At 48.4% G+C, this 23,533-nt stretch carries 15 protein-coding genes; 3 read left to right on the forward strand and 12 right to left on the reverse strand.

What is annotated here, in order from left to right:
• The coding region (locus QT994_RS21250; RefSeq protein WP_333177859.1) for a calcium-binding protein at positions 1-1,560 on the forward strand (1,560 nt) is incomplete at its 5' end.
• An 88-nt stretch (positions 1,561-1,648) separates the two neighbouring features.
• Here QT994_RS21250 and cruG read toward each other — a convergent pair.
• The 8 genes from cruG to QT994_RS21290 all read right to left on the reverse strand — a co-directional run bounded on the left by cruG (position 1,649) and on the right by QT994_RS21290 (position 18,793).
• Entirely contained in the window at positions 1,649-2,860 is a 1,212-nt protein-coding gene (gene cruG, locus QT994_RS21255) for a 2'-O-glycosyltransferase CruG (protein WP_333177861.1), read from the reverse strand.
• A 409-nt stretch (positions 2,861-3,269) separates the two neighbouring features.
• On the reverse strand, positions 3,270-4,211 hold the full coding sequence (gene cruF, locus QT994_RS21260; protein ID WP_333177862.1) for a gamma-carotene 1'-hydroxylase CruF: 942 nt from the start codon (positions 4,209-4,211) through the stop codon (positions 3,270-3,272).
• A gap of 135 nt (positions 4,212-4,346) precedes the next feature.
• The gene (locus tag QT994_RS21265; RefSeq protein WP_333177864.1) at positions 4,347-6,962 is read right to left on the reverse strand and encodes a CHAT domain-containing protein; all 2,616 of its coding nucleotides are present in this window, start codon (positions 6,960-6,962) and stop codon (positions 4,347-4,349) included.
• A 120-nt stretch (positions 6,963-7,082) separates the two neighbouring features.
• Positions 7,083-10,001 carry a two-partner secretion domain-containing protein gene (locus tag QT994_RS21270; protein ID WP_333177867.1) on the reverse strand — a complete coding sequence of 973 codons (2,919 nt, stop codon included), beginning with the start codon at positions 9,999-10,001 and terminating at the stop codon, positions 7,083-7,085.
• 65 nt (positions 10,002-10,066) lie between these two features.
• A complete protein-coding gene (locus QT994_RS21275; protein WP_333177869.1) occupies positions 10,067-12,961 on the reverse strand; it encodes a two-partner secretion domain-containing protein in 2,895 nt (964 codons plus the stop codon).
• Between the two features lie 65 nt (positions 12,962-13,026).
• A complete protein-coding gene (locus QT994_RS21280; RefSeq protein WP_333177872.1) occupies positions 13,027-15,930 on the reverse strand; it encodes an S-layer family protein in 2,904 nt (967 codons plus the stop codon).
• A gap of 52 nt (positions 15,931-15,982) precedes the next feature.
• Positions 15,983-16,603: a Uma2 family endonuclease gene (locus tag QT994_RS21285; protein ID WP_333177874.1), complete on the reverse strand. Its 621-nt coding sequence runs from the start codon at positions 16,601-16,603 to the stop codon at positions 15,983-15,985.
• A gap of 129 nt (positions 16,604-16,732) precedes the next feature.
• Entirely contained in the window at positions 16,733-18,793 is a 2,061-nt protein-coding gene (locus QT994_RS21290; protein ID WP_333177877.1) for a ShlB/FhaC/HecB family hemolysin secretion/activation protein, read from the reverse strand.
• 47 nt (positions 18,794-18,840) lie between these two features.
• Here QT994_RS21290 and QT994_RS21295 point away from each other — a divergent pair, with 47 nt between their 5' ends.
• Entirely contained in the window at positions 18,841-19,002 is a 162-nt protein-coding gene (locus QT994_RS21295; RefSeq protein WP_333177880.1) for a hypothetical protein, read from the forward strand.
• 425 nt (positions 19,003-19,427) lie between these two features.
• Here QT994_RS21295 and QT994_RS21300 read toward each other — a convergent pair whose 3' ends face one another.
• From QT994_RS21300 to QT994_RS27915, 3 genes are all read right to left on the reverse strand, one after another.
• On the reverse strand, positions 19,428-20,435 hold the full coding sequence (locus tag QT994_RS21300; protein WP_333177882.1) for a protochlorophyllide reductase: 1,008 nt from the start codon (positions 20,433-20,435) through the stop codon (positions 19,428-19,430).
• A 377-nt stretch (positions 20,436-20,812) separates the two neighbouring features.
• Positions 20,813-21,931: an alkene reductase gene (locus tag QT994_RS21305; RefSeq protein WP_333177884.1), complete on the reverse strand. Its 1,119-nt coding sequence runs from the start codon at positions 21,929-21,931 to the stop codon at positions 20,813-20,815.
• Positions 21,932-22,055: 124 nt separating this feature from the next.
• Positions 22,056-22,316, reverse strand: coding sequence for a transposase (locus QT994_RS27915; RefSeq protein ID WP_445243933.1), 261 nt, complete (start codon positions 22,314-22,316; stop codon positions 22,056-22,058).
• Positions 22,317-22,465: 149 nt separating this feature from the next.
• On the opposite strand from QT994_RS27915, the gene QT994_RS21310 reads away from it, so the two are divergent.
• A complete protein-coding gene (locus QT994_RS21310; protein WP_333177887.1) occupies positions 22,466-22,906 on the forward strand; it encodes a hypothetical protein in 441 nt (146 codons plus the stop codon).
• A gap of 174 nt (positions 22,907-23,080) precedes the next feature.
• Here QT994_RS21310 and QT994_RS21315 read toward each other — a convergent pair whose 3' ends face one another.
• A complete protein-coding gene (locus QT994_RS21315) occupies positions 23,081-23,296 on the reverse strand; it encodes a hypothetical protein (RefSeq protein WP_172188518.1) in 216 nt (71 codons plus the stop codon).
• Positions 23,297-23,533 lie beyond the last annotated feature (237 nt).

The following is a 23,533-nucleotide window of genomic DNA, read 5'->3' on the forward strand; positions in this document are numbered from 1 at the left end:
GCTGGGATATTGTTGGGAGCCAACACCAGTCAAAATATTGCGATTACTGACAACGACTTCCCCAAGGTCAACCTCTCTGTTACTCCCACCACCGGCACCGAAGCCGGCACAACCAGCATCACCGTCACAGCCACCGCCGCCGCACCTGTAGCCGGCAACCAAACCGTTGACCTCGCCTTAACAGGAGTTGCCACGGCTGCTGATTTCACCGGCACCATTCCCACCCAAATAACCATCGCTAATGGCGCCACCAGCGGACAAGTCACCTTCACCATTACCGACGACCAAATCGCCGAAATTGAGGAAACTGCCAACCTCACCATTAGCAATCCATCGGCAGGCCTTCAATTAGGAACCACTACCACAGGTAGTTTCACCATCACCGACAACGATACTGCACCTGTACCCGCGCCCTCACCGACACCATCGGTAACACCGACACCATCGGCAACACCGACACCATCGGGAACACCGACCCCATCGGGAACACCGACACCAACGGCAACACCGACACCAACGGCAACACCGACACCAACGGCAACACCGACACCATCGTTAACACCGACGCCATCGTTAACACCGACGCCATCGTTAACACCGACGCCATCGGGAACACCAACGCCAACGGGAACACCGACCCCATCGGGAACACCGACCCCATCGGGAACACCGACCCCATCGGGAACACCGACCCCATCGTTAACACCGACCCCATCGTTAACACCGACCCCATCGTTAACACCGACCCCATCGTTAACACCGACCCCATCGGGAACACCGACCCCATCGGGAACACCGACCCCATCGGGAACACCAACTCCGACACCAACTTTAAACCAACCCAATGCAGTTGAAAACACCATACTTGGTGTATCGGGAATTCAAAGAGGCACTGCCCAAAACGATGAATTTCTCGGCACTAACAACGGCAATATATTTGATGGCCAATCCGGGGATGACAACTTATATGGTGGTGCCGGCAACGACATCTTTAATGGCAATCAAGGCAACGACTTCATCACCGGAGGCAAAGGTGACGACATCCTCTATGGAGAAGAAGGAAACGACATCGTTCTTGGCGAGTCGGGCAACGATTTAATCTTCGGAGGCAAAGGCAATGACTCGTTATATGGCGGCAAAGGCAATGACATCCTTTATGGTGGCAAGGATAATGACTTCATCGATGGCGGCAAGGATAATGACGTTTTATATGGAGGCAAAGGTAACGACATCATCCTTGGTAGTCAAGGTAATGATACTCTCACGGGTGGGAAAGGCGACGATCTCCTTGACGGAGGCGTGGGAAATGATAGTTTGATTGGCGGTAGCGGCAACGATATCTTTGCCTTAAAAGCTGGTCAAGGATTTGATGTTATTGCTGATTTTACAATCGGTCAAGATTCGATCGCACTAACCGGAGGTTTGAGTTTTGGTCAGTTAGAAATAACTCAAAATACTCAGGGAACTCTCATCAAGAATCTCTTGACAGGGGAAGAGTTAGGTGTAATGATTGGAGTGAGTGCCAATGCGATTACATCTGCTAATTTCCTGCTGATTTAGGAAATCAAGAAAAGTACGATCGCCCCTTCGATACAAAAGGGCGATCGCACTTCTACCAATTTTAAAAGGTCTAGCAAAAATTTAACGATTATTCATACTTCCGGCCGCGCCACTGAGTAGGCTGATTTAAAGCAGAAATTAGAATTCGCAAAAACGCCAGCGGATCGGCCAAAGGTGACAGCCAAAACAGCCATTTACCCGATGCCCCAGTTGTATCGTAGGAAGGAGCGATCGCGAAACACAAAGCCGATCGCACAGCAACCAAAAATACATTCAATCCCAACAGCCAAAAGTGCGGAAATACACCAACCGGCGGCAACGAACCAAACAGCAAATAGCACAACACAATCGGCACCGGCAAACCTTGAACCGCCAGCAACAGCCACAAATCGCCCCAGATTTGACCGCCCGAAGCAGCATCTTTCAAATCGAGCGATCGACCCCATTCATTCCAAGTCTCGATCGCCCCCTCATACATCCGCACCTTCAACACCTTAGCCCCATCCAAAAAGCCCACCTTAAAGCCCTTAGCAGCCGCATAGCGAGCCAAAGTCACATCATCGCAAAACGAACCCCTCGCGACCTCATAGCCCCCCAATGCCACCAAAACCTCGCGCTTACACAAGAAACACTGACCGTTCGCCATCACCCGTTCCGGCACATCCCCGCCAGTGCCCGTCGGCCCGAAGCGATAAACCAAAGTCATTAACAAAGCAGGTTGCAGCCACAACTCCCCCGGATACTTGAGGATAAACTGCGGCGACAGCGAAATCAAATCGTAATTTCCAGCAGCCGCCGTCTTCAGCAAACTCGCAATCAAACCCGGATGCGGCACAGTATCCGCATCTATCCCCAAAATCCACTCGCACTTCTGGGAACTTGCCAAAAAACCCGTGTGCAAAGCCCAGGGACGCCCTACCCAACCCGCCGGCAGCGGATCGTCGTTAATCAAGCGAAACCGGGGGTCTTTTTCTGCTGCTGCTTTGACTAAATCTCCGGTTCCGTCTACCGAATAGCTGTCAACGACGATCGCTTCTCGGAGTTCGTAACTTTGGCGGCTCAATCCTTCCAAACAAGGCGCAATTCGATCGGCTTCGTTCAAAGTCGGTACTACCGCAGTACAAGAACCTAACAAATCCAGCGTCGGCGAATCCGGTTCCAGGGGCGGGATGCGCGATGGGCCTTTAATCAGACGCGACATCAGAATTGCGGCGGCGGGCAATTGCAGTAGCAAGAGTGCGACAGGGATGATACTTGTCAGCGATTGGGAGAAGAGGTGAGGGGCGATCAGCAAAACCATACTATTGAAGAATTGAAGAATTGGGAATGACTGACTGGATATGGGTCAATACGGTTCAGTTAACACTGTTAATTCCCCGGAGATCCCCCTAAATCCCCCTTAAGAAGGGGAGTAGGGGTTGACTTTGAGTAAGTTCTTGTCCCCCCCTTTTTAAGGGGGGCTAGGGGGGATCGGTCTTATCTGAACCTTATTAGGATATGGGTTGGGAGCTTATTTACAGTTGATTTTTTTGATAACTGATATCAATTTAAAAAATTCAATAAAATTTTGACCTCAAACATATTACAGGAATTGCGAATGAAAAAATCGCCACTGAAAAACCCGGTTTCTTGTAGAAACCGGGTTTTTAAACTAGCTCAAAATTTAGTGTAAATTTTTGCTAAATCAGCCGGGGTTGCTCACTAGCAACTCACTTACGCAAAACGCCCACCGGCTGAGGTGGAATTTCAGCCGTGAGAACAGATGTATCCAAAGACGGCATTGTTTCGGTTACGTCACCTGTTGCGGGTTTAGCGATCCAGCTTAACGCGATCGCCGGAACTACACCCAGAAGCACCGCTAACGATGTCGGGAACCAGAACCGAGAATCCAAGGAAGTTACAGTGATAATTGCTCCGAAAGCAAAGTTTACCAAATAAACAATTAAGGGCAAACCCAATTCCGATCGCTCTAATTTAATCGGTGTTTTTCTCCACAAGAAAGCTGCTACAGACATAAATAGCGCCCCCGTACCCATCCAGCCAGCCAAATTGCGGTAAGGCATCCCAAAGAAAGCCCCAAGTTCCTCAAACTCCCAAAAAGGCACAGAAGTTTGACTCATCGCCGGATCTAGTACAAAATCCCAAGCTGTTAGCAGCAAAGCACCAAGGGCGATCGCCCCTATTTGGCGCACCCAGTTGAGTTCACCTTTACCGCCAGCTACTCCAGCGCGAGCAATTATGTATGAAACCAGTCCCAGATAAAACCACGACAGAGGAATTGTAAACGGAACCAACCCTGCAATTTTGTAGCCCAAACCGCTCAAATAGTGGTAGTGGCCGAAGGGAAAACCCGTACTCGTTCCCAACAACTCGCTACTCAAGGACAAAAACACAGAAGGCACTAAAAAACCCAGAGTTGCACCCCAACCCAACGTCCGCAAGGCATAGAGAGCAACCGCTGCAGCACCAAAGATGATATAAACTACTCCACCCCCAGCCATCCCCCACTGGAATAGCGTTTGCCCTGCTGGTGGCAAACTCATCACCAATTCGGGACGGGGTAAAATCAGCAGCAACCCTGCCAATCCAAAAGCCATTGACAAGACGTGGGCAATTAGGCAAAAGCGCTCAGCAATCAAAAGTTGCTTCATGGGACTCCTCGAAAAAATATTAGATGCAGAAAGCACTCGTTAACAGTTTACAATCTTTAACAAAAAACCAACACGAATAGAGCATCAGTCTTTCCCAATCTAAAATCCACAATCTCAAATCCCAAATCGCCTGCCTTATTGCCAATTCCCCACTAGCACGAAAGGCGCCCAGAAATAGGGATTTTGATACTGTGGGTTTTTCAACAGAGTTAATTGAGCGTTGCGGAGGGCTTCAGCTTTGCTGGTTTTAGAAGAAGCAAGCTGCCGGTAAAACTCAGTCATAAAGATAGCTGTCGATTCGTCGTTGACTTGCCAAAGGGTGGCGGCGGTGCTGCGGGCACCCGATCGAATTGCCGCCCCCGCCAAACCCAAAGCCGCGCGGTTATCCCCCGAAGCAGTTTCGCAAGCACTCAAAACCAAAAGTTCGATCGGCTGTTGTCTCTCCCCAGTGCGGGCTCGCAGCAGTCGATCGAACTCCTTAACATTCACTTTCTGATCCCAAGTCACAATAAAAGTATCCGCCGCGTTCGAGCTAAACTGACCGTGAGTTGCCAAATGCACGATCGGGTAAGACAAAGCTTTAATTCGATCGTGCAACCGCCCGCTGACAAAATCTTCATTCAGCAGCGAACTCGCCGGCATCTCGGCTGCAATTTGTTGAATTTCCTCCTTCACTCCCGGCAAAGCCGAGAAGCCTTGACGCGCTTCGGAGAGGGCAGCGGTAAGCACTCTTAACTTGACTTTGTTCAGCGGTTTCGGTGCCAGCAATTGCAATCCCGGCGCCAAAGCAATACTGTATTTTTCTACCAAAAACTTTTCACCGTCGTGGAGCACCGCCATCGGCAGATTCCGCAAGTAACCGTCGAGCACAAATACCAGGGTTTTAATCCCGGCGGCGGTCAAATCCGCCTCTGCGGGACGGATTAACCAGTCATAAACCTGTTCAACCGGTTGCCTCCTGTTGCGGGGGAAAGAAGCAGGCCTGATGGTATTTTTGGCTTGTCTGAAGGCAGTTTCCAATTCAGCTTGAGACTTCACAGTAGTGTAGCGGCGCAGGGGTTTGCCGGGAATCGATAAAATTACCTCTAAACGATCGCTCAAAATAATCGGATAAATCACCGCCGCTGTAGGATCAATTTCCTCGATCGACTTTGGTTTAGCATCAGCGCAAGCATCCCGAAAAAAGTTGTCCAATTCTGCCAACTGCAAAGATTCCACCGTTTGGCGCGCTAGTTTCAATTTAGCTTGACTGGGAGATTCCTCTTGCAAAAGCAGTCCGACTAATTCCCGATAAACCGGTTCGGCACTTTCCCGAAACGAAAATTGCACTTCGGGATTGACTGTTACCAAATCGCCCCGCAGAGATGACAGTAGATTCACAGCTTGAGTATATTGAACGATCGCCCCTTCTGTATTTCCCTGAGCTTTCCGAATCCGTCCAAGTTGCCAAAACAATTGGTAAGCAATATCGGGAGATTGAAACGCCGGCGCTAAACTCAAAGCCTGAATTGTGAAATTTTCCGCTTTCTGATACTGCTGTTGGATTTCCGATAGTTTGCCTTTCGCTGCCAGAATATAAGCTTGTATTCGTTTATCGCCCAAACTGTTTGCTGGTTCGACAGAGCGATCGAGCATTTGGTCAATATCGCTTAAACTCAAAGTTTTCGCAGGCGACTGAGCTAATTTCATCAAGCTTTGAGCTAGATTAATGTAAGCGTAAAGTCCGGCGCGGTTCGACCCAAATTGAGCGACTTGAGGTTCGATGGAACGCCACAAAACCTCCGCTTCAGACCAATCTTTGCGATCGACTAAAAGACTCAATTGGTTTAACTTCGCCTGAATTTGTAAAAGCGATCGCTCTGGCATCGCCCCCGTCGATCGAGCATAATACTCTAGGGCTAACCGTTCCAAATCAGCCCGCTGTTTGGGTGTCAAACCAGGTTTATTGCTTTTAGCCCGTACCGTATTGCCCAGATTGAGATAAATTGCAGCCTCCTCTGGCCGAGCACCTAATTTTTGGGCTGCTTCGAGTCCAACCGACAGCACATCCTGCGATCGTTCCAGTTGTCCCAAAACCCGCAATACCCGCCCTAAAGCATGAATTGCCCGGACTTGTTCGAGGGAAACTGGCTGATTTTTCAAAGTTTCAAAACCCGCTGCCGAAACTTCGCAAGTTTGGTTTTCCAGCTTGAAAGAAGCTAACAGCATTTTGCAAGCCCTGGGGTAAAGTCCGAGAATTTCCCAAGCCCGACTTTGATTAATTTGAACTTGAAAAAGTTGGTTCTTTCTATCAATTTGCTCGAAAATTTGAGCAGCTTGCGTCCAAATCTCGATCGCATCTTGAGTCTGCCCCCGTTCGAGTTGCAACTGTCCTTGAATGTTGAGAGTTTCAGCCAAAATCCGCTGCTGTTCGGGAGTTTTTGCCTGTGTTCGCACAGCCGACAAACTCGAATTTACCGCTTTTTCTGCTTCTTCCCAAAGCGCCAACTGCCCGTAGGTTGCAGCTAAATTGCTCAAAGCTGTGGCGCGATCGAGATTTTCGCCTTTTGCCTCAAACGCCGCCGCCGCTTGCTGCAACAACGGTACAGCTTCCGAAAAGCGTTCCTCTTGGTACAGAGTTCGAGCTTGTCGGACAAGCTGCACCGCTTGTGGTGGATTAACCTGAGCAACGCCGGGAGGAATCGCAACTGCTAGCAGACAGGAAATCACAAATAACAGAATTACTTGCCGGAGCGATCGGGTAAACTTCATATTTATAAAATAAAATTACAGCCGCAGACACACATACTAACTAACCCAAATACATCTTATTATTGATCTGCGTTAATCCGCGTTAATCCCCCTACATCTGTGGTTAAAAGAAACCTAATTTCAACGCGGCACACAACCAGAATTCTGCCGAGGATTGCGAGAGTCACCAGCATTACCCGGATTATATCCAACAAGCGTTACCTCCCCTTTCGCATTCACCACCCAACCTTGCGCCGGAACAACTTCCCGATCGGGGATTTTCCCTTCTTCCTTCTTCCCTCGATCGGTTACATCGGTTAAATCCTCTACATTGCTCGTTGCCGAACTTCCTGCCTCTTCTACCCAAGGCAACGGCGGTAGAGGGCTGCTGAGGGCATCATTAGGACTTGGAGGCACTCCTCCTTTCCCCGTGACGGTAAATGCGCTCCCTGCCTGTTGCGTGCAGGGATTTGCAGCAATTAACGCAGTCGGATCGACAACATTTTGCGGCAGTTCCACTAAACCTTGAGCAGGATTCACCCCAGAAGAACCAAATGTCACACTACCTTGCAAAGCCGGGCCGCTACTTTGGGAAATCGCCGCAATATCGCTGGTAGGAATTAGAGAAGTCGGACTTACTTGCAACGCACCAAATTGAGCATCTGTTAATCCCAAACTCGCTCGAACCTGTTCACGAGTGACTGATGTAAACCCGAAAACATTGGGGACATTAATATTAACGCGACCACCTTGAGCCGAGATCGCATTAGCAGTAATATCGCTATTTTCATTAGGGATAGCAACCAGAATATCGCTTTTAATGTTGATATTGCCACCCGCAGACATACTTGCATCAGTTGTAATTCTGCTCCCTCGACGCAACTGGACATCCCGTGCTTCGAGGTTAATATTCGCTCCGGCCCCGGATTCTGTTCTACCGTCAATGCTGCTTTGACTGTCAAGGGAAATTGAATCGGCTTTCACGTTAATGTTACCAGCCCGTGCCGAACCCAATGCTTGCAGATTGAGTGTTCCCCCGTTGCGAAGAATCAATTGCCCGACATTCAGATTCAACGAACCTCCGTTAGCCGTAGCATTGGGATTTCTAACGCGAGAGGAAATCCCAACGGAAGTCTGAATTTGACTGTTAAATTCACCTTGACCTCCATTACCAATCACCTCTACACGCCCCGCATCGATCGTGATGCTTCCTGCTTCTCCTTTGCCTAAAGATGCAGTAGAAATAACTCCCCCATCCCGGAGAGTCAGGACAGGTGTAGAAATGTTCATATTTCCTCCCCGATTAGCAGCGTTGGCATCAGCGGAGATGAAACTGGGACTGCGACTCCCGTTCGCCAAAACACCAGAAATACCCTCTATTGTTACTGACTCAGTAGCCGTAAGTGTAAAATTACCTCCTGCCCCCCCAGTTGTATTGAACGGTTGGTTGCCCACAACCGATCCGCTAGATAAACTAATTCCGCCTCCGTCAGAGATCCTCAACCGCTTCGTGTCGATATTAATGTCCCCAGCTTGCCCATTCACACCGCCCGCAGTTGAGCCTATTAAGGTGGCTACGGGACTTCGAGCTGGAGTCCGCAGCACTTCTACTGATTCATTCGCTTTAATGTTGATATTCCCCGATGCTCCTCGATCGCGGGTGATGCTGATCAGAGCTGCACCATCACTCACCGTTAAACGTTCTCCCTCAAAGCTGATATTTCCTCCCCTGCCCCTACTCCCCGCAAATGTGCCGCTGTTAATTACCGAACCTACCAGATCGAAGTCTCTGATACGGAGGGTAATATTTCCGGCGTTGCCAGTAGCAAACGTGGCGCTAGTCAATGCTGTTCCATTGTCCATCAGCAATCGTCCCGTGTCGATCGAGATGTTTCCGGCATTTCCCAGGCCAGTAGTGCCAGAGATCAGAACAATTTGTGGGTCAAAAGGAGCGACAGTTCCAGATAGTAAATACTTACCTGCAAAAACTGTATAGAGAGCCAATCCAATCCCCTTCATTTCTACTGAGTCGGTAGCGCTGATGTTGATAGCGCCCCCCGCACCACTTCCTGCTGTCAGTGTGGAGATTTTTGTTCCACCTTGGGCCCGAAACTGTTGAGCGTTAATATCGATACCCCTACCATCGATATTTCCCAAAGTCAGTGCATAAATTCGCCCACCGTTGAGGCTGACAGTTCCACCTCGAATATCGACTTTCCCGCCACCGACTCCACTGGTGTTGATTAGTGAGCCGTTGGTCATTTCAATATTACCCAAGTTGGAAATCTTGTCATAGTTTAAACTTAATCCAAATGGCGTTGCCCCCAATCCAACAATCCCCGGACTAGCGACGCTACCCAGTAAAATTTGTCCGGTTGAGGCAGTGACACTTCCCTGATTTAATTCAATATCTCCGCCCACTAGGGCAAGAGTTTGTCCGGGCTGAACTCCTAAACCGGTATTATTGAAAATCGGCGGGATTCCAGCGGGTAATTCTGGTAAATTCAAGGCTGGTGCTGCTGAAGAGTTAATGATTTTTCCCGGATTTTCTCGAAAGTTTAAACCGATCGGTATATTGACATTTAACAGCGGTAATGATTGGGGATTGCTGCTGCTGAATTGATAGCCATTATTGAAAACTACGCTATCAGCAGAACTTGCTAAAAATGAACCACGCAAATCTAACCTCGCGTTCGGCCCAAAGACAATCCCTTTTGGGTTTATTAAAAATAAGTTGCCGTTCCCCAAAACTCCCAGAGTTCCTAAAATATTAGAAGGGTTGCCACCAGTAACGCGGGTGAAGATGTTGGCAATTCCGCTGGGATTGGCAAAATAGGCTCCCCGCCCTTCACGGATGTTAAATTCACGCAAGCTGTGAAAGAGGTTAACGCCACGAGTTGCACCGCCTTCTATTCTGTCCGATGGTAAGTTATTAATCGTGTCGGGAACTGTGCGCGAACTTTCTGCACCCAAGCTATTATCGGGGATGATTTGGGCGATCGCAGGGACAGGAAACAGCAGTAAAAATGCAAAAAATAGGGCGGAAGATTGGCAGCGCATCTTTGAAGTTTTGTTAATTTAATTTTAGAAAAATAGCGATCGGGTAGCTAAAACCTCAAGAGTACCTATCGAGGTACGCAAACACCCGTCGGTTTCGGACTGCGAATAGATGCACCACCACCAGAATTATAGGCTAACAGCGTTACTTGTCCTCGATCGTCCATTACCCAACCTTGAGCGGGAATAATTTCTGTTGGCCGAATTTCTTCTATGGATGCTCTTTGACCTTTTACTTGCTGGCTTTCACCTACGGCTGGTTCCACCCAATTAAACTGGGTAGAATTGCTGCTGAGAACATCATTAGGACTTGGTGGCACTCCTCCTTTCCCAGTAGCCGTAAACTCGCTCTCGGCCCCTTGGATGCAGGGATTTGTCGCAATTAACGCAGCCGGATTGACAACATTTTGTGGCAGTTCCACTAAACCTTGAGCCGGATTCACCCCAGAAGCACTAAATGTTACAGTACCTTGCAAATCCGGGCCGCTACTTTGGGAAATAGCCGCAATATCGCTGGTAGGAATTAGAGAAGTCGGACTTACTTGCAACGCACCAAATTGAGCATCTGTTAATCCCAAACTCGCTCGAACCTGTTCGCGAGTCACTGATGTAAACCCGAAAACATTGGGGACATTGATATTAACGCGACCACCTTGGGCCGAGATCGCATTAGCAGTAATATCGCTATTTTCATTAGGGAGAGCAACCAGAATATCGCTTTTAATGTTGATATTGCCACCATCAGAAATACTTGCATCAGTTGTAATTCTGCTTCCTCGGCGCAACTGGACATTCCGTGCTTCAAGGTTAATATTTCCTCCGGGGCCGGATGCCGTTCTACCGTCAATGCTGCTTTGGTTGTCAAGGGAAATTGAATCTGCTTTGACGTTAATGTTACCAGCCCGTCCCGATCCCAAAGCTTGCAGATTGAGTGTTCCTTCATTGCGAAGAATCAATTCCCCGACATTTAGATTCAACGAACCTCCGTTAGCCGTAGCATTAGGATCTATAAGGTCAGATGCAATCCCAACAGAAGTCTGAATTTGACTGTTAAATTCACCTTGACCCCCATTCCCAATAACTTCTACACGACCCGCATCGATCGTGATGCTTCCGGCATCTCCTTGGCCTAAAGATGCAGTGCTAATAACTCCTCCATCCCGGAGAGTCAGTACAGGTGTCGAAATGTTGATACTCCCTCCCCGATTAGCAGTATTGGCATCAGCGCAGATGAAACTGGGATTCCGACTCCCGTTGGCCAAAACTCCAGAAAAACCCTCGACTGTTACTGACTCAGTGGCCCTAACTGTCAAATTACCTCCGGGCCCCCCAGTTGTATTCAACGGTTGGTTGCCCACAACTGCTCCGCTAGATAAACTAATTCCGCCTCCTTCAGAGATCCTCAACCGCTTCGTGTCGATATTAATGTCCCCGGCTTGCCCATTCACACCGCTCGCAGTTGACCCAATTAAACTTGCTACGGGACTTCCAGTGGGAGTCCGCAGCACTTCTACTGATTCATTCGCTTTAATGTTGATATTCCCCGCTCCTCCTTCACCGCGGGCGAGGCTGATCAGAGCAGCACCATCGCTCACGGTTAAACGTTCTCCCTCAAAGGTGATATTTCCTCCCCTACCCGTACTCCCCAAAAGTGGGCCACTGTGGATTGCAGAAGCGACCATATCTAAAACCCCGGCACGGATGGTAATATTTCCGGCGTTGCCAGCACCTAACGTGGTGGTAGTCAATGCGCTTCCATTGTTTATCAACAGTTTTCCCGTATCAATCGTGAGGTTTCCGGCGGCTCCCATGCTATTAGTGCCAGTTATCAGCAGAAGTTGTGGGTCAAAAGGGTCGAAAGAGCCAGATACCGTATAATTACCACCAAACACTCTATAGTTATCTAATCCAATTCCGAGCGTTTCAACTGAGTCGGTAGCGCGGATGTTGATAGCGCCTCCGGCACCACTTCCTGCTGTCAGCGTGGAGATTTGCGTTCCACCTTGAGCCCGAAAATTTTGAGCGTTAATATCGATCGCCCTGCCATCAATATTTCCCAAAGTCAGGGCATAAATTCGCCCATTATTGAGGTTGACATTTCCACCTCGAATCTCGACTTTGCCACCACCGATTCCACTGGTATTTATCAGTGAGCCGTTGGTTATTTCAATATTACCAAAGTTAGAAATATTGTCATAGTTTAAACTTAATCCAAATGGCGTTGCCCCCAATCCAACAATCCCCGGACTAGCGACGCTACCCAGCAAAATTTGTCCGGTAGATGCAGTGACACTTCCCTGATTTAATTCAATATCTCCCCCCACTAGGGCAAGAGTTTGTCCGGGATCAACTTCTAAGCCCATGTTATTGAAAATCGGCGGGATTCCCGGAGGTAATTGTGGTATATTCAAGGCTAGTGCTGCTGAATTGTTAATGATTTTACCTGAATTTTCTCGAAAGTTTAAACCGATAGGTATATTGACATTTAACAGCGGTACTGATTGCGAATTGCTGCTGCTAAATTGATAGCCATTATTGAAAACTACGCTATCAGCAGAACTTGCTAAAAAGGAACCACGCAAATCTAACTTCGCATTAGAACCAAAGACAATTCCTTTGGAATTAAGTAAAAATAAGTTGGCATTTCCTTGGACTCCCAACACACCTAAAATATTAGAAGGATTGCCCCCAGTAACGCGGGTAAAAATATTTGCAATCCCGTTAGGATTTGCAAAATATGCTCCTCTGCCTTCACCCACGTTAAATTCTCGTAAGCTGTGAAATAAATTTATTCCCCGAGTTGCACCGCCTTCTATTCTGTCCGATGGTAAGTTATTAATCGTATCGGCAACTGTGCGCGAACTTTCTGCACCCAAGCTATTATCGGGGAGAATTTGGGCGATCGCACGGACAGGAAACAGCAGGAAAAATGCAAAAAATAAGGCGGAAGAGTGGCGCTGCATCTTTTAAGTCTTGTTAATTCAGTATTAGGACAATAGCGAGGGGTTAGCTAAAACCTCAAGAGTACCTATTGAGGTACGCAAACACTCGTCGATTTCGGACTGCGAAGAGATGCACCACCACCCGAATTATAGGCTAACAGCGTTACTTGTCCTCGCTCGTCCATTACCCAACCTTGAGCGGGAATAATTTCTGTTGGCCGAAGTTCTATGGATGCTCTTTCGCCTTCTACTTGCTGACTTCCACCTACCGCTGGTTCCACCCAATTAAACTGGGTAGAATTACTGGTGAGGGCATCGTGAGGACTCGGTGGCAATCCCCCCCGTCCAGTCACAGTAAACTCGTTCTCAGCCCCTCGGATGCAGGGATTTGCAGCAATTAACGCAGCCGGATTGACCACATTTTGCGGCAGTTCCACTAAACCTTGAGCGGGATTCACTCCAACAGAACTAAATGTTACTGCCCCTTGCAAAGCCGGGCCGCCACTTTGGGAAATCGCCGCGATATCGCTGCTGGGAAGCAGAGATGTAGGACTTACTTGCAACATTGCAAATTCGCTGTCACTGAGCCCCAACCTGTTTCTGACTTGTTCGCGACTCGCTGCTGTCAAGCCGAAGACATTGGGGACATTGATATTCACGCGGCCGCCGCCTGCTGTGCGGGCGTTGGCTGTAATGTCGCTATTTTCTTGCGGGAGGGCGACAAGAATGTCGCTGTTGATGTTGATATTGCCGCCGTCAGAACTGCCTGCATCGGTTGTAATTTGGCTGTTGCGGCGCAATTGGATGTCTCGCGCTTGCAGGTTAATATTTGCCCCTGTACCGGATACAGTCGTACCGTCAATCCTCGCTTTGTTGTCAAGAGCGATCGAATTTGCGACAACATTGATATTACCAGCGCGTCCGGTTCCCGTAGCCTGCACTGTCACTGTAGCTCCATTTCTGACAATTAGTCGATCGGCATTCAGATTCAACGAACCGGCATTGGCCGTCGCCTCGGGATTAGTACCAAATATCTTGCCTACCGAAGCATCAATTGTACTGACAAACAGACCATTATTTCCGCTGCCACTGACCTCAATGCGATCGGCATTAACAGTAATATTCCCCACATCTCCCACCCCCACAGAACTCGTAGAAACTAGCCCTCCATCCCGCACGGTTAGGCTTGGCGTATCAATGCGAATATCCCCGCCCGGACTAGAGCTCAAAGTTCCAGAACTCAGCGCACTAGCACTCTGAATTCCACTGGTCAAAAGTTGAGAAATACCTGAAATTTCTACTGATTCAGTAGCCGTAACTGTTAAATTTCCAGCAGGCCCGCCCTCCTGAGAAAACAAAAACCTGCCAATTAACACACCCGATCCTACTGTAAACGCAGAACCCCCAGAGAGACTCAACCGCTTGGTATCGACGTTAATATTCCCCGCCCTTCCGTTTGAGCCGATACTCAGGGTGCTAATTCCGGTTGACACAACTGTTGTCGGACCGGTGTTAGACAATTCTACTGATTCAGCAGCTTTAATGTTGATATTCCCCGATGGGCCGCTGCTGTAACTCGTCGTACCGAGAATAGAACCATCGCGCATAATTAATTTCGCGACATCAACACTAATGCTTCCTCCCGTACCGGTACTTTCTTTAGCTGTCCCGTTGTTGATTCCAGAACCCACCATCTCAAAAGTATTGGCGCGAATGATTAAATCTCCGCCATTTCCACCGCCAAAGGTGATGCCGCTACCTACTACCCCATTGTTGAAAAGCAGGCGGCCGGTGTCGATCGTAATATTCCCCCCCGAACCAGCACCAGCACTAGCATTAAACAGCATCATTAGCGGGTCAAACGGGTCTGTAGTTCCCGATACCAAATATTTAATTGCAACCTGTTGATAGCCCTCAACTCCCAGCCCGCTCATTTCTACTGAATCAGCAGCACGCAAGTTAATATTACCTCCTGCACCATCTCCTAGAGTCAAAGTAGAAAATTGCGTGCCATTTTCCACTCGCAACTTTTGAGCGCTGATATCGATACCTCTACCATCAATATTTCCCAGTGTCAGCGCATAAATTCGCGCCCCGCTGAGGGCGACATTTCCACCTTTTAACTCTACTCTGCCGCCACCGATACCGCTGGTGTCGATCAGTGTCCCATCCGCTATTTGAATATTGCCCAAGTTCTGAATATTGTCATAATTAACAGTTAAATTACCCTGCTGTTGCTCAGCAGGGGTTAGTGCAAAATTAACTAAACCGGGACTGGCGACGCTACCGAGTAAAATTTGTCCGCCGCTGGCTGTTAAATTGCCGCCTTGGAGTTGGATGTTGCCGCCAATCAGTGCTAAAGTTTGACCGGGGTCTACTGCTAAACCAACCCGAGCGCTAATTGGGATTGGCACAGCAGAGGCTGGCAGGTTTACCTTTCCTATAGCCGTCGATTGATTGACAATTGCACCTGGATTGTCTCTAAATCTTAAACCAACGGGAATATTAACTGTTAACAGCGGGGATGTTTGCGGGTTGGTGCTGCTGAATTCCACCCCGTTATTAAACACAATACTGTCAGCCGTTGAACCGATAAAGGAACCGCGCAAATCTAACCGCGCATTCGGCCCGAATATAATTCCTTTCGGGTTAATTAAAAATAAATTGCCGTTGCCTAAAACTCCCAGAGTTCCTAAAATATTTGAAGAGTTTGGGCCCGTAACGCGGGTGAATATGTTGGTAATTCCGCTGGGATTTTCAAAATAAGCTCCCCGCCCTTCACGGATGTTAAATTCGCGCAAGCTGTGAAAGAGGTTAACGCCGCGAGTTGCGCCGCCAGTGATTCTATCTGAGGGTATGTTATTGATAGTATCGGGAAAAGTCCGTGAACTTTCCGCCCCCAGGGTATTATCGGGAATGATTTGGGCGATCGCGGAAGTGGGAAATAGCAACAGTAAAGCAAACTGTAGACCGTAATGCAAGCGAGGCATAAAAAAACTCTTTTAAAGATAAAATTTTTCGGTGTAAGCTCATCTCGTTTCTCTAAATGTTTTGAATTTGGCTGCTGAGTACAAGTTGCTCGACTGTGATTTCTAGTTCGGGAAAACTTTTAGAGATTATGCGCTCATTACCTGTAAAACTTTGAACTAAATAACTGCCATTTTCCAAATAGTAAACGAAAACTGTGGGAATTTTGGGATTTCCTAGATAAGCCCTAGAAGCGATCGCTAAATAGTCCACAATCCAATACTCATAAATGCCGAGGCGTTGATACTCATCTAGCTTATCCACATAGTCGTCTTCCCAGTTAGTTGAGGCAACTTGTACTGCTAATTGGATAGGTTCGGTAAGGGCTCCGTAGCCACCACGTACATTGCTGTTCCATACTGATGCCTTAACCACGCCAACATCAGGATTTCTGCCTTGTTCTTGTCCTGAAGCTGTTACAGTTCTGAAAACTATATCTTTGTCAACGATATAGTCAAGCCCCAAGCGCCTGATTTCATCGTTAAAGCCAAATACTAGAAATCGTGCCACATTTTTATGAGCTCTGGTTGCTTCCAGTTTGACAATCTCTCCATTTACAAGTTCGTAGATGCCAGATCCGTCTGGGTACTTTTCGAGAAACTCTGCAAATGTCAGTTTAGTTTTTGTCTGAACCATAAGACAAGCCCTCTTTTGTTAACTAGATTTTAGATTGAAGTAGAGCAGGGAATTAGCTAAACTCTATTTAGTCCTCATAGCGGGGGAATTCCGCTAGGAGACAGGCGTTGAAACCCCAGGCAGAACTAGCTAGAAAGCAAAGTAATTAATCCGAAAGTATAAGCCTTTTTCCTGCAAAGTTCGATCGCCCGATCGAGCATTTATCAAAGGAATACCGTAGTCTAAACGCACATTGAACCGATCGCCCATCTGCCAAACCAGCCCCAAACCCGCACCCAGCAGTTTATCCGAGTCAGGATTCGGCTTTTCTCCTGAATGGTTCCACCCTACCCCAAAATCGATAAACGGAGCGACTTGCAACAATCCTTCGACTTCCGCGACACGCCAAACCGGAATTCGCACTTCGGCAGACGCAATCGCACCGCTATCAGTTAACAGCAAATCTTGGCGGTATCCGCGCACGCTTTGAACGCCACCGATCCCAATTTGTTCCAGGGAAAGCAGGGGGCGATCGGCTAATTGAATGTCTGAACGCACTATCAGCAAGGTTTCTGGCGCTAACAGCCGCACGTATTGGGCTTGTCCGCGCCACGCCAGAAAGCGGCTGTCGGGCCCGCTATCGTTCGCAGTCGCGCCGAACAGATTAGTGCCGAGGGAAAACTGCGATCGCGCCGCGAACACTTGGCGGGAACTCCGCTGCACGTATTCTTGAAAAAACCGCACAGCCGAGACCCGGGTTTCGCCGCGCTCATTTGCTCCCGCCGAAAGCGCAAATCCTTCCCCCGACAGGAATGTATCGCTTTCTTGCCGCGAAAAACTCAGTCCCAAAGCCAAAGTGCGATCGGGCTTTTCGACAATCGGCTGGCGGTAAGTTAATTCGTAAGTCCGCGATTTCCCCTCAATTTCAGCAGCATCAAACGGTTCCTCGATGATATTGGTGCTAGCAGCACTCGCAGCGAACCCAATCGTGCCGTTGCGCGCGTTGACGGGGACTGTGTAGCTGCCGTTGAATTCGTTGCTGCCGTCGGTGTTAGCATAAGATACCTCTAATCCGTCGCCCAAACCGAGCAAATTTGCTTGATTGATGCGAACACCGCGCCGAAAACTGCCGACACTGGGCGATCGATTGTTGTCTGCAAACACTTCAGCGCTAAAGCTGTCTGCTTCTTTGACGCGCACTTCTAAGCGGCTGTTTTCCGGGCGGCTTCCGGCTTGCAATTCGGCGGAAATATTGCCAATTAAGGGGTCGAGTTGCAGCAGTTGCAAGGCTTCCAGCAACCGAGATCGATTGAGGGGCCGTCTGGTGGCGCGTTCTAGGCGCGATCGCACGTAATTTGAATTTAAGCGCCTGTTTCCAGTAATCACAATTTCATCTAATCCGCCTTCTACAATCCGAATTTTCACCACACCTCCCGATCTCGGAAACGTTTGGTTGGCGGGAATTACAGCGCCGGAATTGATGTATCCTGCCGCTACATATTTTTGAGTAACGGCTGCTTCTGCTGCGATCAGTTCAGCAAAGGTGATTTCGCGCCCCGCAAACTGTTGCGTAACTTCTGCAAGTTCGCGATCGCTAAAAGCTGTGTTGCCCTCAAATTCAAAGCGCTCGACCCTAATTGTACCCAGAATGCTTGGTCTAGAATCGCCGGGAACAGGTGTTAGTGGGGTTGGTATGAGGGGAGGCGGCGCAGGCGGTTGGGGCGGCTCAGGAGTTGGCAATTCGGGTTCTCTGGGCAGAATTGGGTTCGGCAGTTGGCTTAGTTGCAAAGCTCGATCGATACCCAAATCGGTTTTTTTTAGGTCAATATTTTCTTCTAGCTTTTGATCTGAGTTAAAAAGCTCGGTTTCTTGAGTTTTTGTGCTGAATGTGCGATCGGCTGAATTTGCCGCTTCCGACTCTAAGTCGGGGATTTCCGTCGGTGGGGATAAGGGTAGAGTTGTCGCCAAAGCCGATCGTTCTGACTCAGCGGGTAACTGCGTTTCCTCGTCTTTTACGGGCAAGTCTTCGCGTTTGTCAAGATTAGTATCGGGAAGGAAAGCTCGATCGCCTCCGCTGCTGACTGCTGCCAAATCCTCAACATTTGAGGTCAAAATTTCCACTGTGCTAGCGGATGTTTTCGTTGGTTTTCCCAGCCAAACTAACCCAAAAATTCCAGCGAGTAAAAATAGTTTTTGTGAGCGACAAGCCATAGGATCTAATTATTATCTCGCTTAAGTGGGGGAAAATATTTTCAGGAGTGAGTACCCTCAAGGAAAAATCAATCTTAACAGCAAAAAAGGAAACTGCCGTCGCAGCCAACAGTTTGGGCGATGCTACAAACCAAAAGGTCGATCGACCCATGCTCATTCCCGAAAACTTACGCACAAAGCCGGTTATTATCCGAAGAAATATTGTGTAAGTCGATCGTAAACTGTAAAAAAACCCGGTATTTTGGGTTGCAAAACCTACGCTTTCATGCTAATGCCGCGACCCGAATAGCCTTGCACGCCAGGGTAAACCTGAAACCGGGTTGTGTCCGGAAAGACGCGCTACAAATGAGACCTGGTACCATTCTCAATAATCTTTTTATGAACAGGCAAGATGCCTGTTCCACAATAAAATTCATCTCTTGTGGAACAGGCATCTTACCTGTTCTTAAGAATAGTGCAAGATGTGAGTTACAACCCGCAGAGCCACTAAAAAACCCGGTTTCTTTGATTTTGGTGGATCATACAAAATCCGACTTTAATACCCCCTTTATTATTGAGTCCGCGTCTACCCACCTCCTGTGCGTAGACGCCGTTTCAACTGCCAAGCGTGATAAAGGGGATTTGTAACTTTGAATTATGCAGAGCGGCCCGCACCAGCCGCAGCACCCATTTGAGCCCCGTCAGTCAATCCCACCAACTTAGCACTCAGCTCCCACATCCGCTCGCCTTTTTCATCATCGCGGGCCTGCGGAGAAACCTTCTGTACAAAAGACTTACCATCTTTTTTCTGGCGATTTCCCCAACTCCAATAAGCCCCAGATTGCTTGTATTCTGGATCAGCAACCACCATCGCCAGCCTTTCCCCCGCCAACTCCTGCGACACGTAACCACCGGTGATATTCTTCTGAAACAGCGGGAACAGCTTCTGAAATAGGGGATAGTGATTGCGGAAAAGTGGCGTATCCGCAACGCATCCCGGATACAGCGAAGTGAAAGTAATCCCTGTGGATTCGTGAAAGCGGCGGTGCAATTCTCGCATCGTCAGCACGTTGCAAACTTTGCTATCTTTGTAAGCCTTGACTGGTTCAAACTTCTTGCCGTCAACCATCGAAATCGGGTCTTTGAAACCCGCTTCAAAACCCTCAAACTTGCCCAAATCCGGGCGCGGCGGAATCTTCCCGCCCAACTCGTCTGGATTGTGAGTCACAGTTCCCAAAATCACGATTCTCGCATCGGAATAATAGGAAGGCTTCATATTTTCCATCATCAGGTTGCACAGCAGGAAATGACCCAGGTGATTGGTAGTCATCGTCAACTCATAACCCTCCGGGCTCCGCAGCGGTTCCTTGATCAAAGGCATATAAATGGCGGCGTTGCACACCAAAGCGTCCAGAGGCCTACCACTGGCCTTAAATGCCCGAGCAAACCTACGCACGCTCTCCAAATCCCCCAAGTCAATCTGCATGATGGAGAAACTGCCTTCAGGTATGCCCAACTCTTGGGCGGCATCTCCGGCTTTCCGCACGTCCCGACAGGCCATGACTACGTGCCATCCTTTGTCTGCGAGAGCTTTCGCGCCGTACAAACCGACGCCGGAGGAAGCGCCGGTAATGATAACCGTTGATTTGTGATTTTGTGCCATCTTGTTAAAAGCGCTTCCGCTATTGATTATTTTCAGGCACTCAAAAGCTGAGCTAGCAGCTCGGATGTTTTGAAATGTCCTACGCTTATTAGGATATGAGGAAACGTTCTCGATCTCAACTGGGAGCCTCTCACTTTTGCACCCAAGCTAGAAATTGGAGGGAGGACACAGCAGGCAGCAGGCAGCAGGCAGCAGGCAGAAGAAGTGTTTTTACAAATAGGAGATGCTCGCTCTCAACGGGCGATGAAAATTAAATATGGCTGCAACTCCCAGTCCTATTTTGAGAAATTAACCATAAATCTTTTAGGGGCGGGTTGACCATTATCTATGATGCACATACTCGGTATTTATTGATAAACCCGCCCCAACCAACTCAACTAAGAAATAGCTGCCGGTTCCTGATAGCTAGGGAAATCGATATAACCTTCAGGCCCAAAAGAATACCAGACGCCCATTTCAGCAGGCGGATTGAGCGGCCAACCATTAGTAAAACGCTCCACCAAGTCAGGATTGCTGATAAAATCCCGACCAAAAGCTATTAAATCCGCAACTTGGCTGCTCAGGGCCGTTTCAGCCTGTTCTTGAGTATATCCGCAGTTGCCGACGAGCGGCCCTGTAAACACATCGCGAAACTCACCTATCATCATCGGCGTTCCCAATTCGTGAAAGCCAAAAGCCAGACCATCCACCAAGTGAAGGTAAGCTAAATCATAGGCATTTAACTGCTCCGCGAAATACAGAAAATCTTCTCGATATTCTGGAGAACCCATATCATTGTAAATACCATTGGGAGAAAACCGAACAGCCACTCGATTGGCAGGGAATACTGTGATAATCGCCTCTATAATTTCCTTCAGAAAACGGTAGCGATTTTCAACTGAGCCTCCATAGGAATCAGTGCGGTGATTAGTTTTGGTTTGCAGGAATGTGTCAATGAGATAGCCGTTTGCAGCGTGAATTTCTACACCATCAAAACCTGCCTTTTTTGCCCGTTCGGCCGCCTTGCGATAATCTTCTACAACCAGCGAGATTTCATCGGTTTCTAGAGCGCGGGGGGTTTCGTAGGGTTGTTTGCCTAGAGGGGTATGAATGCCTTCTCCGTTTATTTTGATGGCAGAGGCTGCAACTGGCAATTGATTGTTTTCATGAAAACTGCTGTGGGAAGCTCGTCCGCAGTGCCAAAGCTGCATGAAAATCGGCGTTTCGTGGGTATGAACCGCAGTCACAATTTGTTTCCAAGCTTCGCCTTGCTCGTCTGAATAAATACCGGGCGTATTTAGCCAACCATTAGCTTGAGTAGAAACCACTGTGGCTTCTGTAATGATTAAACCAGCGGAGGCTCGCTGAGTGTAATACTCTGCCATCAAGGCGTTGGGCATCCGCGCTTCACCGGCTCTGGCTCTCGTTAGGGGTGCCATGACTACCCGGTTTTTTAAGGGTAAATTTCCGATTTTGAAGGGGCCCAGTAGGAGTGGAGAAGTTGTTTGAGTAGTCATAATTTTGAGGTTTTCTAAACTGAAGAATCTGGGAAATCACATATAGCAACGGCCCGTGTTAGGATGCAAGGCGCAAGACATCCAAGGGTCGCCAAAACGTAAGCAATCAAACTCATCAAGCTGTTTAGGAATTTGACTTTTTAGCCAAGACTCTTCTTTGTTCAATTTTGTCAAACTCTGGAGAGTATCGCGGTAAATATAATAGTCTACACCCTGCTGTTTGAATCAATTCCTGAATCCGACCACTTTTATCAAATGTGAGATTATCCATCACCACCACCTGTGCTTTGACAAGTGTTGGAAGTAAACTTGTTTCTAGCCAAATGTCAAAAACTGTTCGATTACACGCTCCCATGACTGTAAAAGGAGCGAAGGGGCGATTAATTTTTGGTTACACAGGGCAGCGATCGTATTTACCCTAACCTCGCGTCTCCCTAATTTAAGTGGATGAAAGCGTTGCCTCCGTTGGTTTCAAGGGTAATCATACTGGTTTCGATTATCCATGCCAGACTCATCGGCTAAAAAACCCTGTCAGTGAGCTATGCGGAGATTTCGTTTGAAGAAAAGCGCTTTGACTGGGAAATCTGGTGCGAAGAGACTAACGATCTCAAAAATCCCGACTATCCCGAACTTGTTCACAATCGGTGTTTGCGGTTCGATCGCATCCAGGCTATTGAGCCAATGGACGGACTGTGGCGCGAGGAAGGCTTAGATTTTGTAAAAGTGTACTTACACTTTTGTCGTGGCATGGTAAAAGCTTACGAACGCAGGCAAAAAGATATCAGTGAGGAAGGTCAAGTCATCGCAGATGTCCGCCAAGTCGTGTGGCGCGTTTCCAATCCCTTTTGGCTGATTCGGGAGGTATTCCGTTACGGCGAAGATTGCGTCATTGTGTCTCGCGACAGCGTGCGCGATCGATTCCAACAAAAACTAATCGCCCTCTGCCGCCAGTACAACCTCGAAATCCGCGATTAGATCAAAAAAAAGCAGCCGGTAAAGGCTGCTTTGACAAATAAACCGTTGTTGAGTTAGAGGAGAAAACTTTTAAATCGAATTCAAATTACCGCTGTTTCCACTCCTGCCTGAGTTTCCACTATTTTTATCTACCGCTGACTCACCTTGCCTTCAGAACAAAACTTCAAATCCCGATTAGAATGCTGCTGAAAGTTCGTTGACTACTTGGACTCGGCCTCTGAGCACCGCGCGCAGCAACCGGTTGACACAGCCTCTGTCTTCGTCATTCAGAGAGTCGTCGAAGGTGGCGGCCATCAAACCGTAGCGATCCGCCAGAGTCAAAACGCCTGTATCGGTTACAGAAGCGAGGATTTCAGAGATAGCGCCGGGGAGGAGTTGTACGGGGTGCATGGCAGTGCGGTTGAATTCGATATATTTATCATCTTCTGGTTTCCTCAAAAGATCGGTGATATTAATGAGGCCGCGAAGGTGATTGTCAGGGGTGAAAGCCAGTGATCCGAGTAGAGTAAAGTTGTGATTTGGGTCACAGGGCGAGCGCCCGACAGCTTAAAACCCACCTCTGGCAGATGCGCCCATACCAGCGGAATTTATACATTGGGTATGATTTCTAAATGAGTTCCACCCTTA

Origin of the sequence: Microcoleus sp. S13_B4, from assembly GCF_036700885.1 — a bacterium.
In the GTDB taxonomy this organism is placed as follows: domain Bacteria; phylum Cyanobacteriota; class Cyanobacteriia; order Cyanobacteriales; family Microcoleaceae; genus Microcoleus.